Origin of the sequence: Paraburkholderia sp. MM5477-R1, assembly GCF_050436385.1 — a bacterium.
In the GTDB taxonomy this organism is placed as follows: Bacteria; Pseudomonadota; Gammaproteobacteria; order Burkholderiales; family Burkholderiaceae; genus Paraburkholderia; species Paraburkholderia tuberum.
In genome coordinates, this window is the sequence record NZ_JBNDMC010000007.1 from 572,029 (window position 1) to 585,111 (window position 13,083).

Annotated in this window: 14 protein-coding genes and 2 tRNA genes; 10 read left to right on the forward strand and 6 right to left on the reverse strand. The window is 60.9% G+C overall.

Annotated features, from left to right (window positions below):
* Window positions 1-34 precede the first annotated feature (34 nt).
* The 5 genes from OKW35_RS31495 to OKW35_RS31515 all read left to right on the forward strand — a co-directional run bounded on the left by OKW35_RS31495 (window position 35) and on the right by OKW35_RS31515 (window position 4,993).
* Window positions 35-958 carry a YicC/YloC family endoribonuclease gene (locus OKW35_RS31495; protein ID WP_090801455.1) on the forward strand — a complete coding sequence of 308 codons (924 nt, stop codon included), beginning with the start codon at window positions 35-37 and terminating at the stop codon, window positions 956-958.
* A gap of 19 nt (window positions 959-977) precedes the next feature.
* Window positions 978-1,661: a guanylate kinase gene (gmk, locus tag OKW35_RS31500; protein ID WP_090801453.1), complete on the forward strand. Its 684-nt coding sequence runs from the start codon at window positions 978-980 to the stop codon at window positions 1,659-1,661.
* Window positions 1,662-1,721: 60 nt separating this feature from the next.
* Window positions 1,722-1,925 carry a DNA-directed RNA polymerase subunit omega gene (gene rpoZ / locus OKW35_RS31505; protein WP_008921215.1) on the forward strand — a complete coding sequence of 68 codons (204 nt, stop codon included), beginning with the start codon at window positions 1,722-1,724 and terminating at the stop codon, window positions 1,923-1,925.
* A 98-nt stretch (window positions 1,926-2,023) separates the two neighbouring features.
* Window positions 2,024-4,384 (forward strand): RelA/SpoT family protein, encoded by a 2,361-nt coding sequence (locus OKW35_RS31510; RefSeq protein ID WP_184023294.1) that lies wholly within the window; start codon window positions 2,024-2,026, stop codon window positions 4,382-4,384.
* Window positions 4,385-4,507: 123 nt separating this feature from the next.
* Entirely contained in the window at window positions 4,508-4,993 is a 486-nt protein-coding gene (locus OKW35_RS31515) for a phage protein NinX family protein (RefSeq protein ID WP_429355997.1), read from the forward strand.
* 74 nt (window positions 4,994-5,067) lie between these two features.
* On the opposite strand, the gene OKW35_RS31520 is transcribed toward OKW35_RS31515, so the two are convergent.
* Together OKW35_RS31520 and OKW35_RS31525 are read right to left on the reverse strand one after the other, a co-directional pair.
* Window positions 5,068-5,144 (reverse strand) — tRNA-Arg (locus OKW35_RS31520).
* Between the two features lie 74 nt (window positions 5,145-5,218).
* Window positions 5,219-5,295, reverse strand: a tRNA-Arg gene (locus tag OKW35_RS31525).
* Between the two features lie 123 nt (window positions 5,296-5,418).
* On the opposite strand from OKW35_RS31525, the gene greB reads away from it, so the two are divergent.
* A complete protein-coding gene (greB, locus tag OKW35_RS31530; RefSeq protein ID WP_429335170.1) occupies window positions 5,419-5,988 on the forward strand; it encodes a transcription elongation factor GreB in 570 nt (189 codons plus the stop codon).
* 134 nt (window positions 5,989-6,122) lie between these two features.
* Here greB and OKW35_RS31535 read toward each other — a convergent pair whose 3' ends face one another.
* Complete coding sequence (locus tag OKW35_RS31535) at window positions 6,123-7,292, reverse strand: porin (RefSeq protein ID WP_090801447.1); 1,170 nt, start codon at window positions 7,290-7,292, stop codon at window positions 6,123-6,125.
* Between the two features lie 525 nt (window positions 7,293-7,817).
* Window positions 7,818-8,066, reverse strand: a complete 249-nt coding sequence (locus OKW35_RS31540; RefSeq protein ID WP_429554136.1) for a hypothetical protein — start codon at window positions 8,064-8,066, stop codon at window positions 7,818-7,820.
* A gap of 391 nt (window positions 8,067-8,457) precedes the next feature.
* Between OKW35_RS31540 and OKW35_RS31545 the strand changes: the two genes are divergently transcribed.
* Together OKW35_RS31545 and OKW35_RS31550 are read left to right on the forward strand one after the other, a co-directional pair.
* A complete protein-coding gene (locus OKW35_RS31545; protein ID WP_184058060.1) occupies window positions 8,458-8,661 on the forward strand; it encodes a cold-shock protein in 204 nt (67 codons plus the stop codon).
* 331 nt (window positions 8,662-8,992) lie between these two features.
* Window positions 8,993-10,141 (forward strand): exonuclease domain-containing protein, encoded by a 1,149-nt coding sequence (locus OKW35_RS31550; protein WP_429554137.1) that lies wholly within the window; start codon window positions 8,993-8,995, stop codon window positions 10,139-10,141.
* Between the two features lie 38 nt (window positions 10,142-10,179).
* Here the strand turns inward: OKW35_RS31550 and OKW35_RS31555 are convergent, their stop codons facing one another.
* Window positions 10,180-10,776: a chorismate mutase gene (locus OKW35_RS31555; protein WP_184023301.1), complete on the reverse strand. Its 597-nt coding sequence runs from the start codon at window positions 10,774-10,776 to the stop codon at window positions 10,180-10,182.
* A 277-nt stretch (window positions 10,777-11,053) separates the two neighbouring features.
* On the reverse strand, window positions 11,054-11,203 hold the full coding sequence (locus OKW35_RS31560) for a hypothetical protein (protein WP_018421453.1): 150 nt from the start codon (window positions 11,201-11,203) through the stop codon (window positions 11,054-11,056).
* Between the two features lie 665 nt (window positions 11,204-11,868).
* Here OKW35_RS31560 and OKW35_RS31565 point away from each other — a divergent pair.
* On the forward strand, window positions 11,869-12,120 hold the full coding sequence (locus OKW35_RS31565; protein ID WP_184053110.1) for a hypothetical protein: 252 nt from the start codon (window positions 11,869-11,871) through the stop codon (window positions 12,118-12,120).
* A 341-nt stretch (window positions 12,121-12,461) separates the two neighbouring features.
* The gene (locus OKW35_RS31570) at window positions 12,462-12,977 is read left to right on the forward strand and encodes a hypothetical protein (protein ID WP_429554138.1); all 516 of its coding nucleotides are present in this window, start codon (window positions 12,462-12,464) and stop codon (window positions 12,975-12,977) included.
* Window positions 12,978-13,083 lie beyond the last annotated feature (106 nt).

Here is a 13,083-nt window from a genome sequence, read left to right on the forward strand (position 1 = left end):
CGTCTACCGCATGGCCGCAATCGCGAGAAATACGATGATCTACAGCATGACTGGCTATGCGAGCGCCACGCGCGAACTCGTGGCAGCCTCGGGCACGGGTGGCGTCAGCGTGTCGGTCGAATTGCGCACGGTGAACTCGCGCTTTCTCGATCTGAACTTCCGCATGCCGGAAGACGTGCGCGTCGTCGAACCGACGCTGCGCGAGATGCTGATGAACAAGCTGTCGCGCGGCAAGGTCGACATTCGCGTGAATCTGCAGCGCAGCGAGCAGTCGGCGAACGCGGGCGCGATCAACCGCGACGCGCTCGCGCAACTCGCGCAGCTGGAACGCACGGTGCTCGGCACGTTTCCTGAAGCCGGCCGTCTGCGCACTGGCGAAATTCTGCGCTGGCCGGGCGTGCTCGCCGAAAGCGGCATCGCGCCCGAGACGCTGCGCGAAGCAGTGCTCGGATGCGGCAAGCAGGCGATCGCGGACCTGATCGACGTGCGCGCGCGCGAAGGCGCGCAACTCGCGACGATGCTGCTCGCCAACGTCACCGAAATGGAGACGATCGTCGTGAAGATCACCCCGCTCGTGCCCGAGCTGATTGCGCGACATCAGCAGAAAATCGTCGAGCGTCTGCAGGAAGCGCTCGGCATCGCCGCGCCGGATGCGGCCGTGACGATCGTGTCGCGCGAAGAGATCAACGAGCGGATTCGCCAGGAAGTGACGATGTACGGCATTCGCATCGACATCGCCGAAGAGCTGTCGCGCCTCACCGCGCACCTGAACGAAACGCGTCACGTGATCGAGAAGGGCGGCAAGGTCGGCAAGCGGCTCGACTTCATGATGCAGGAGCTGAACCGCGAAGCGAACACGCTCGGTTCGAAGGCGGCGGCGAAGGAACTCGCGGATTCGTCGATGACGCTGAAGCTCTTGATCGAACAGATGCGCGAGCAGGTACAGAATCTCGAATAAGGCTGGAGCACCACACATCATGACCGACCACCATCCACGCGAAACCGGCGCGGCGCGCCATTCGTACGCCGGCGCTTATCCCGGCAACCTGTTCATGGTCGTCGCGCCGTCGGGCGCGGGCAAGTCGACGCTCGTGAACGCGTTGCTCGCGAGCGACGACGCGATCCGTCTGTCGATCTCCTACACGACGCGCCCGCCGCGTCCGAAGGAGCAGGACGGCGAGCACTATCACTTCACGAGCGTCGAAGATTTCATGCAGCGTCACGACGCGGGCGAGTTTCTCGAAAGCGCGGAAGTGCACGGCAACTATTACGGCACGTCGCGCGTGTGGATCGAGGAGCAGATGAAAAACGGCCATGACGTGCTGCTCGAAATCGACTGGCAGGGTGCTCAGCAGGTGAAGAAGCAATTCAACAACGCGGTGGAGATTTTCATTCTTCCGCCGTCGCTCGAAGCGCTCGAAGAGCGTCTGAAAAAGCGCGGCCAGGACGAGCCGAACGTAATCACGCGACGCTTGCTCGCGGCGGGCGGCGAGATCGCGCACGCGGCCGAAGCGGAGTACGTCGTGATCAACGAGAATTTCGATCGCGCGCTGGCGGAGTTGCAGTGCCTCGTCGGCGCGACGCGCTCGCGCTTCGCTTCGCAGTACGCGCGTCACACGCAGCTTTTCATGCAGCTCGGCATCCACCTGCCGCACGCGTGAGCGCGGCGTGGTGTCAAGCACATAAGGTAGAATAAGCAACATACTGAGAAGGAACCCAACATGGCCCGCATTACCGTCGAAGACTGCCTCAAACAGATCCCGAACCGTTTCGAACTCGCGCTTGCCGCAACCTATCGCGCGCGTCAGCTCGCTCAAGGCCACACGCCGAAAATCGAAAGCCGCGACAAGCCCACCGTCCTCGCGCTGCGTGAAATCGCATCGGGTCAGGTCGGCGTCGAAATGCTGAAGAAGGTGCCGGTCTAAGGCGCACGGATTTTCGTTTTCGACTTGCCGGTATTCGCCACACCGGATTGCTCAACGTGCAGAACTGCGTCCAACCCTGACCGCTACCGGAGGCGACCATGAGTGCTACCCCGCCCACCGCCACGGAAGCGGAGCACGACACCGACTCGCCGTCCTCTGCACGCAAGTACATCGACGCGGTCCTCGAGCAGTCGTTTCGCCATCTGTTCGGGCCGACCGCCACGCCGGAGCAGCCGCGCCGGCATGACGTCGTCTCCATCGCCAATCTGACGTCTGCGCTGTCCGGCTATCTGCAGCCGGAAGAGATCAAGGACATCAAGGCGGCGTTCCACTTCAGCGACGAAGCCCACCTCGGCCAGTATCGCCAGAGCGGCGAGCCCTACATCACGCATCCGGTCGCCGTCGCGGAAATCTGCGCGGGCTGGAATCTCGACGCCCAGGCGATCATGGCGGCGCTGCTGCACGACGTGATGGAAGACCAGGGCGTGACCAAGGCGGAGCTCGCCGAGCGCTTCGGCGCGAAGGTCGCGGAGCTGGTCGACGGGTTGTCCAAGCTGGACAAGATGGAGTTTCGCAATCGCGAGGAAGCGCAAGCGGAGAACTTCCGCAAGATGCTGCTCGCGATGGCGCGCGACGTGCGCGTGATCCTCGTGAAGCTCGCCGACCGGCTGCACAACATGCGCACGCTCGGCGCGGTGCCGTCGGAGAAACGTCGCCGTGTCGCGCGCGAAACGCTAGACATTTACGCGCCGATCGCTCACAGGCTCGGCCTGAATAATACCTATCGCGAGCTGCAGGACCTGAGTTTCGCGAACTTCAACCCGCACCGTTACGCGACACTCGAAAAAGCCGTGAAGGCGGCGCGCGGCAATCGTCGCGAGGTGGTCGGCAAGATTCTCGAATCGGTGCAGCGCGCGATTGCGGACGCGAAGCTCGACGCCGAAGTCACCGGTCGCGAGAAAACCATCTTCAGCATTTACAAGAAGATGCGCGACAAGCAGCTGTCGTTTTCGCAGGTGCTCGACGTGTATGGTTTTCGCGTGGTCGTCGAGAGCGCGCTCGAGTGTTATACCTGCATCGGCGCGTTGCATGCGCTCTTCAAGCCTGTTCCGGGCAAGTTCAAGGATTACATCGCGATCCCGAAGGTGAACGGCTATCAGTCGCTGCACACCACGCTCGTCGGCCCGTTCGGCGCACCGATCGAGTTTCAGGTGCGCACGCGCAAGATGCACGAGATCGCCGAGGCGGGCGTCGCCGCGCACTGGCTGTACAAGAACGGCAGCGCGGATCTGAACGACGTGCAGATGCGTGCGCACCAGTGGCTGAAGTCGCTGCTCGACATTCAGAGCGAAGCGGGCGATTCGAGCGAATTCCTCGAGCACGTGAAGATCGACCTGTTCCCGGATGCGGTCTACGTGTTCACGCCGAAGTCGAAGATCATGGCGCTGCCGCGCGGCGCCACCGCGCTCGACTTCGCGTACTCGATCCACAGCGACCTCGGCAACCAGTGCGTCGCGGTGAAGATCAACAACGAGCTGTTGCCGTTGCGTACCGAGCTGAAGAGCGGCGACATCGTCGAAGTCATCACGGCGCCGTATTCGAAGCCGAACCCCGCATGGCTCGGCTTCGTGCGCAGCGGCAAGGCGCGCTCGGCGATCCGTCATTATCTGAAGACGATGCGTCTGAACGAGTCGGTGCAGCTCGGCGAGCGTCTCGTCGATCAGGCGTTGAAGGGCTATGGCCTTGCGCTATCGGATGTGACGCCGGAGGCGTGGGAAAAGCTCGTGCAGTGGACGGGCAACAAGAACCGTCAGGAAATTTTCGCGGACATCGGTCTCGGCCGGCGGGTCGCCGCGGTGATGGCCAAGCGCATCGAAGTGCTGATGAGCGGGCGCGACGCCGACGACGACGGCTCGCGCTCCGAGTCCGGTTCGACGCCGCACGCGCCGCCGGTCGTCATCACCGGTACCGAGGGCATGTCGGTGCAGCTGTCCGCGTGTTGCCGTCCGATTCCGGGCGACGACATCATGGGCTATATCGGCATCGGTCTCGGCATGGCGATTCATACCACCGACTGCCGCGTCGCGCAGCGTATCCACCGGCGCGATCCGGGCCGCTGGATCGACGTCGCGTGGGCGCCGCAGCCAGGGCGGCTGTTCGATGTCGCGGTCAAGGTACTGGTCAAGAACACCAAGGGCGTGTTCGCCCGCGTAGCGGCCGACATCACATCGGCGGACGCGAACATCGTCCATATCGCGATGGACGAAGATCTGTCGCAGGAATCCACGATTCTGCGCTTCGTGATCCAGGTCAGCGACCGGGTGCATCTGGCCAATGTGATGCGGCGCGTGCGCACGAATCCCGATGTGATGCGCATCACGCGTGAGCGGCCGAGCGAAGAGGGGCATCACCGCCACGACGGCGGCATGCGCATCGACCGCGAGCGCGCGGACTACTGAACGGCTTCCGGCTGGGCGTCGGCGCGGCTTGGACTGGCGCTTCACGCCAGTCAGGCATCTTTCGTGCGGCGGCTCAGGATACAACTCAAGGCAGGTCTCACCTGAACTCCAGGGGGAACGCAGATGAACGTGTCCGACCTTGCTGGCGTGGCGCTCGATTACTGGGTGGCGCGCAGCCTGCACGACTTCGTGCGCGAAATCTACTTTACCGATAGTGGCGAGACTGTTGCGATCCGCGGCAACGATCGTGGTCGTCCGTGGGACGGGCGTTTCACGCCTTCCGCATCATGGGAGGCGGCTGCCGTTGTGCTCGAGCGCGCGATGCGGATCGACGTGCGCGAGCAGAGCGATAAAGGCGCGGTATGCGTCGCTGAGTTCAAGGGCGGGCAGCGAGCCTCGGAGGGAATGGGCGACTCGCTGCGCATTGCTTTGCTGCGGGCGTTTGTCGTGAGCCGTTTCGGCGATACCGTCGACGACGTGCTGCGCGAGCGCCAGGCACTGACCGGCATGCGGACCGACACGATCAGCGAGCAAACGGTGGGCGGGGTCGTCGAGGACTTGCCGCACCCGGATGGGCAAATTGGGGATATCCAGTCGCCGCCGCGATGAGTTGCTGGCGCACGGGCACGGCATGGTGCGCCAGAAAAAACAAAGGGCCTTCCGGTTGGAAGGCCCTTCACAGGTGGTGCGGCTGGCAGGATTCGAACCCACGACCCCTTGGTTCGTAGCCAAGTACTCTATCCAACTGAGCTACAGCCGCACGCAAAACGGTGATGCTTACTATAAAAACTGACGAAACCTGAGAGCTCCCTGTAAGGGCGCTCTCGAATAAGGTGGTGCGGCTGGCAGGATTCGAACCCACGACCCCTTGGTTCGTAGCCAAGTACTCTATCCAACTGAGCTACAGCCGCACACAGAAACGAGATTATAGCCAACAGATTTGAAAAACGGAAGCCCATCACGGCGGATTGTGTCGCCGGCCCGATCGTGTAACCTTTTATGAGATTGTTGCTAGTTGCTGTTAATGGATGATTATGAACAAGGCCTTTGTCAAAGAGTCGAGCGAAGACAACGATGACGATCTCGACATCGCCCAGCCCGACGTGCCCGCAGGCACCAAAAACTACATGACTCCCGCCGGTCATCGGCGTATGCGTGATGAATTGCTGCATCTGATCGATGTCGAGCGGCCCGAGGTTGTCAAGCTCGTGTCGTGGGCGGCGTCGAACGGCGACCGCTCGGAGAATGGCGACTACATCTACGGCAAACGCCGTCTGCGGGAAATCGACCGGCGCATCCGTTTTCTGACCAAGCGGCTCGATCTAGCCGAGGTCGTCGATAGCAGCCGGCAGGAAAACGTCGACCAGGTGTTTTTCGGCGCGAGGGTCGACTATGCGACCGAGGACGGCGAAGAGCATCAGGTGACGATCGTCGGTGTCGACGAGGTCGACCTGGACATCGGGCACGTAAGCTGGATTTCGCCCATTGCGCGTGCGCTGCTAAAGGCTAAAGTGGGCGATACGGTCACGCTGTTCACGCCGGCCGGTCCGCAGTCGATCGACATTCTCGACGTCAAGTATCCGCTGCCTGATAGCGGCCGCTAGGCCTCTGGCGAGGACCTGGGCTCACGTGCACGCACGCAGGCCTGCGCACAAGGCGGCAAAAACCCACGTCGGCACGGACATAAAAAAAGGCGCCGCGAACGGCGCCTTCTCTACTGCCAGTCCTTGCGCAGTGCTTAGAAGCGGTGACGCAGACCTGCGGTCACAGCGACTTGCTTGTTGTTGCCCGAAGCACCGCCCACGCCATTGATGTAGGCGTTAACGATCGAGTCTTCGTTTGCTGCCTGATACACGCCTTGCAGATACACGTCGGTACGCTTGGACAATGCGTACGCGGTTTGCAGGTTGACCTGGTTCCAGTGCACGTGCGAGCTCGACAGGTTGGCGCGGGTGTACGTGTACGCGCCAGCGATGCTGATTGCCGGCGTCAGCGCGTAACGGGCGTTGGCTTCAAAGTTCTGGAACTGAGCGCTGTTGGTCGGGAAGCCGATGCCGCTCGTTATGCCCGATGCGGCCGCGCTGATACCTGCCAAGCCATGCAGGTTCGTCTGCGAGTACACGAGGCCGACCGTTGCCGGGCCGAACGCGTAGTTGGCGCCTGCGCCCCACGTTTGCTGACGCTGAGCGAAGAACGTGTTGTCGCCCGACACCGCGCCACCCGAGTTGAACGCAGCGGCTGCGCTGTTCGCGCCATTGCTGTTCAGTTGCATGTACGCAGCGGCAACGTTCAGGCCGCCCCAGTTATACGACGCGCCCGCACTGTAAGCGCGGTTGTTGGCGAAGCCCGCAGCCTGGTTCGAGAAGCCGTACAAGCCGCCAAACTTGAAGCCGCCGTAGTTCGCGCTCTGGAATTTGGCCGAATTGTTGATACGGAACGAGTTGTTCAAGTTGTCGTTGTCGAACGGGTGCGCGAACTGCGTGCCGCCGTACTGCGTGCCGGTCAGTGCCAGCGGGCCGACGTAGTCGACCATGCTGTCGTATTGACGGCCGAGGGTCACGGCACCGAACTGGTCGCTCGACAGACCGACGAAGGCCTGACGGCCGAACAGACGGCTGTTCTGCTTGAGCGTGCCGTCATTGATGCCGAAGCCGTTCTCCAACGTGAAGATGGCCTTCAGACCGCCGCCCAGATCTTCAGCGCCACGCAGGCCGAAACGGCTGCCGTTCACCGAGCCGCTCGTCATCGCCACGTTGGCGCCGTGCTGGTTACTACTCGGATTCGGATGCTGGTTGTTCGTATAAGTGATACCGGCGTCGATCAGGCCATACAGGGTGACGCTACTTTGCGCGTGCGCTGCCGTTACGAAAACGCCCGACAGGGCAGCGACCATGAGTGTCTTCTTCATTGATATAACTCCGAGAGCGAGAGAGGTATAAAACCCTGGCTTAGGAGACCTTCACGCGAGCGCTGCGAGAAGCGGAATCCGCGTGAGAAGCGCGTTGACCAGATCCGCGCCGGTTTCCGATTAGGCAGAGTGTAGAGAGACACTTCCTGGAGTTGGCGTTCCGATTCGCGCAATAAAGTATTACGCCAGGAGAAACGATCGTTAATCGCCATTCGAGCCTTATAGATAAAGGCTTTGCGCCGACTGGGCGGATTCGGCGTCTGAATTTTCCTAAAGCGCGTTGCTGATTCGCGACACCGAACGATGCGGAAAAACAACGGGAAGAAATGCGGGAAAACGATTGTTGTTGTTGCGGCAATAGACGATTGTTAATTGTGTGAATAATCGAACTTGCATATGACCGCTATACTGTTATCTCTGCTTTCCGAAGCAGACTTTTTCGTTGACGAAAAAGATCTCCAAACCTTTGTCAGCGCGACCTTCCAGTCGCGCTTTTTTTATGGCGGACGAGTTTCGCGAATGTCTCTAATGAGCGGGCGCAGTACCTTCCACGTCGTCCCAGTCCGCCTGCGCGGGCACGCTCCAGTCTTCCATCACATAACGGCGCGCATCCATTGGCGAGGAGAGCAGGTTCTGCCAGTGGTCTCCGTGCCACATCGGATCGAAGTCGAAAACGGTGCGTGAATCCCCGATCTGTGCGGGCTGGTCTGATATGACCTTTGCGTGCGAATGAGTGAGCCAGATGAAGAGACGGTGAATTTCCTTGGACAGCATGGCAACCTCCTGAAGCGCATCGCTACAACTGACTTGCATCATGCGAGTGAGGCGGCGCCGCAACAAGTCGGACAAACACTTACGCAAAGATAGACTTTGTTACATTCGTATTGCATATTTTCGCAAATTTTCCCGTTTGCGGACTCGGATTATTTTCGTTCAGGTAAATTTGACGCGCCGACCTATATCCGTGTAGTTTGAAGTCTTATCTTTTTATACGCTAAACGCATATGAAAAGTTTACTTGACGGTCATTCTCTGTTCCCCGTATAACGGCAAAGCCGAATTTGATTGGCTGTTTCTGTCTTGATCAGATATAGGCAATTGAATCGGGGTTGGATCGATTCAAGGGCAACGCCCGCTTTGGATAAATCACCGAGGGAAAACAGGAAATGGAAACTGGTGTCGTCAAATGGTTCAACGATGCTAAGGGTTTTGGCTTCATCACGTCGGATGTGGGTGGCGAGGATCTGTTCGCGCACTTTTCGGAGATCCGCAGCGAGGGCTTCAAGTCGTTGAAGGAAAATCAGCGCGTGTCTTTTGAAATCAAGACCAGCCCGAAGGGCAAGCAGGCGGCCAACATTCAGCCGCTGTAAATGCGCTGCGCTGGCGCGCCGCCCGCGCAGTCGGGAGCGAAAAACCCTTGCCGTCGCGCGAGGGTTTTTATTTTTATCTAGATGTCTCCCCAGCTCGGATCTTCGGTAACTGCGTGGTTCAACAATACGCATTATTGTCGGAAGATAATCCGTCGAAACGAATTGACTACGTCTGGCTTAATGGTCTGGTTTAAGCGTCTGCGGGATTTCAGCGCAAAATCGACGGCCCATGCCGACGCAGTTTCCAGCTGCGCACGCGCCGCTGTCTGGATGCGCAACGTCCAACTGGTGCATACTTGCCGCAAATTCATGCGCCCGAATCCCTTGTCCCATGTCTGAACTGCTTTCGCCGGAACCGGCACTCGACTCACCCATCGTTTTCGTAGATCTCGAAACGACCGGCGGCTCCACGAGCGAGCACCGCATTACTGAGGTTGGCGTCGTCGAAGTCGGGCTGGCCGGCGTCTCGCGCTGGAGCAGCCTGATCGACCCGCAGCAGCCGATTCCGTCGTTCATCCAACAGCTGACCGGCATCACGAACGACATGGTGCGCGGCGCACCGACGTTCGAGTCGATCGCGCCCGCGTTGTTCGAGCGTTTGAACGGCAAGCTGTTCGTCGCGCACAACGCGAGTTTCGATCGCGGATTTTTACGCAGCGAATTTCGTCGCGCGGGAATCGCGTTCGATCCGGACGTGCTGTGCACGGTGCGGCTGTCGCGCGCGCTGTTTCCCGGCGAAAAGCGCCACGGTCTCGATGCGCTGGTCGAACGCCATGCGCTGGTGCCGTCCGACCGCCACCGCGCGCTCGCCGACGCCGATCTGATCTGGCAGTTCTGGCAGCGTCTGCCGACGCTCGTGCCGCTGGAAGCGCTGCGCGCGCAGATCGAGCGCACGACGCGTCGCTACCGGCTCGCCGGCGACATCACCGAAGATTTGCTCGACACCGCGCCGGCTGGCTGTGGCGTGTATGCGTTTTATGGCGAAGACGATGCGCCGCTGTATGTCGGTCGCAGCGTGCGCGTGCGTCAGCGGCTGCGCTCGCATCTGACTGGCGAGCGGCGTTCGTCGAAGGATATACGGCTAGCGCAGCTCGTGCGACGCGTCGAATGGCACGCGACTGGCGGCGAACTCGGCGCGATGCTCGCGGAGGCGCAGTGGATCGCAACGCTGCGGCCGGGCCACAACCGCTTGCCGCGCGTGACGAAGAGCGATCCCGCGAACGCGCCGTGGCCGTTCGAGGGGCCCATCGTGTTCGAGGAGCGTGAGGACGCGCAGGGTATCTTCCACGTGGTCGATCGCTGGCGCTACCTCGGACACGCGCCCTCGCTCGTCGCGGCGGCGCAGCTGCATGCGTCGACGCTGGCTGGGTCGTTCGAACTCTCGACGTACCGTATCCTGCAAAGCCATCTGGCGCGAGGCCTGCGCGTGATGCCGTTGAGCGTGTCGCGTGACAGCCCTGAGTCGAGCGTCGTCGCGTGACGCTTATGCGACGTGCGCGCGCCGTGGCGTTACCGGAATCAGCCGGTGGCGCCGACTCCGCCCGTCTCGCACACGTGACCTAGTGCGTGCGTCAACGCGCTCGAATGCGCAGAGTCATAGCGCGTCAGCGCCTTCCAGTTAGCCAGCGATTGCGCGACCCGCGACGGACAATCGTCCGCCGCGCGCAGCGGCTGCACGCGCGCCAGACTCGCCATCAACGACTGTGTCAGCTTGTCGAGCTGCGGTCGGGTGCTGGTTGCGAGATCGGGTGCGGGACCTTGCGGTGGCTGGGTGCGACGCCAGTTCGCGAAGAGCGCGTTCTGCACGTCTTTGCTCGCATCGATCTGATCCTGGAAGAACGCGCGGGCGAACGCCGGGTCGACGTTTGCCGCCGCGGCGCGCTTTTCCACCTCGGCGAGCAGCGCGTTTTCACGCGGCGTATCGGTGATCGGCTGGTGGTTCGCCCACTTCCAGCGTGCGACCGGTTCCGCGAGTGCAAGGCGCTGCGAAACCAGCGCGATCAGGCTCGTGAGCGCGGTGTCGTCACCGTCGGCGAGGGCGGGGGCGGGCGAGAAGGCGAAGGCGGCGGCGATGACGAGCGCGCATGACGCGCCGAAGCGATGCAAATGATTCATGAGGTGGACGTGGCCGGGCGGCCGTTGACGGAAAACCAGAAGAATAAATGATGCGCCGCAACCTGCGAGCACCGGGTCGATTCACACGGATCGTCGGGGCGAAGTGGGCGAGAGAAGGACGCGCGTACACGGTCGAGCCGCGTGGCCCAGTGCAACTGCTGTGCTCAGGCGAGCTGATCCAACGTCATGACGGAGATGTCGGACGCGTAATGAGGACGCGAGTATTCGCTGCGCGTGAAATCAACGAGCGCGAATGCTGCGCCGCGCCAAGGAACCGTTACTTCGGATCGCACGACTTGCGTTGTTCGTCAAAGAAAGCGCGAACATGCTCGGGCAGCTCGGCTCCCAAAAACTCGACGGCCACAGGTTCCGGATCCGGGTAAAGAACTTTGTCCGGGGTCGGAATCTTCGGTGGTTTGGCATCCATGATCTTTCTCCTTTGCGAATCGATTATCAGCCTCGTTCCCTGCATCGCACCAGTGTCCGATGCGAGTCATACACACTCTGTTGCTTTAACGGCACAAGCCGACACACCAGCGGAGGGATTGAATAAAATTTATCCTCTGACTATTGCCTGCGTTTCGCGGTCTGCTTGATCCGCTTAATTGCCAGCGCGAAATCATCTCCTTCCCGCTCCTTCTGCCAGTTCCTCTGAGCCTTGCCCGGCGTAGGCTTTAGCACGACCGATCGATATTTTCGCCGCGCTGCATCTAACGTTGTCGCATGACTAAAACGTGACAAACTTGTGCATTGCCGCATCGACAGGTTTTGCGCTTTTCCTGAACTGAACGTACGCAATTTGCCGATTGCATAACTTGCAGTCTAATTCTTTGTAAACGACCCATTCCCCATCGCGTTGACCGCGCAAAACACCATTTAAAGATTTGGTCGTTAATCAACTGACTGACAGGGGTTGGCAAACAGATTCCCGCATTGCTGTGACAAAAGGACCTCATTTGGTGACAAGTCATGCGCAGCGCACCGGGCCACCTATGATTGAAGCGACTACTGATGGCTCGACGTGCGCTGGCAGACGGACACGCGAGGCGCGGCGCGGATGATGACGTTGTTCATGTTCGGGGAGAGGTCGCGATGGAAAACGCTGTCTACTGGAACGGACGTCAGGTTGGCATCGAATGCGCCGGCAGGATCTTGTGGTTCGCGTCGGCACCCGCGCAAGCGATAGCGGCATACGGCGCGCCACGCCAGCAGCCGAGCGCACAGGCCGATACCGTCGTTGCGCGCAACCTCGCGATGCCACGGTCGTACGACCCGCTCCACGTTCCCGACCAGGCTGGCCATGCGTTGCGCCACGACGTCGCGCCGGACGCGGCGCAACGCTGACCGCAAACGGCTGTATCAGGCCCGAAGCGACTCGTCGGCGCACCCTCGAGACCTTACCGATCAGGTGGGGTGTTAGCGCACACACCGCGTTGCGGCGAACTTATACGATGCAATTGCCGTGCTGCCGTCGGCCTCTCACCCGTTGTCGGGTGAACCGGCAACCACACCCGCATCAGTCTGCAAACAGCCGATACCGAAGGCCGGCTGCGCGAGGAGGGTAGGCCTGTCTCGCAACATCGTTGCGTCAACACTATTTGCCGCTGGGAGCCGCGCATCGCGTGGCCGCACCTCTTTTACCTGGCGCTGCGTCGTGCTCACTTGCGTGATCGCCGGGCAATTCAATGCGAAAGATCTACGGCCTGACTGGGCTGCGTGCATTCGCGGCGTTGCTCGCCGTCGTTCATCACTTTGCCGACAACGAAGGGGGCTGCCACCGGGCATTGTGCAACTCGTGCGTGTACTGCTTCCTCTATAACGACGGCGATGTCGGGCTGACCACGTTCGGTATGCTACGGATCGTGTTGCAGGCATGGCGCGGGACATCTGGGATGACTTTGCCCGACGAAATGGCGCTCCCAGAGTGCGATGCGAAACTACCCACCGAGGCTGGTGAACCGGCGAATCGGGATAACCGGCAAACGGCGGCGCAGCGGATAGCGGATGAGTTGTTCGAGCGCGATACCGCAAATGGTTGTCGTGACTCGCTCGCTGGCTATTCGCAACGGGTGGTAGAGGAAATGAACGAGCGCTGGCGGTGTTTCAACGCGTATTTGCGCACGAACTGGCCACTGCGCTCCGCGATGCCAATGCGGCGGTTTCGGCAAATCTCGTACGTGGGTCGCATATGCGTGCATTGATGCGTCGGACAGCGAAGCGCAGGACGGGGCGCGATGAGGCGCCTGAAATCTATTTCCACGTCACGCATACCATGCACTAGTACTTGCGTGGCCTCGCGCGAGCACG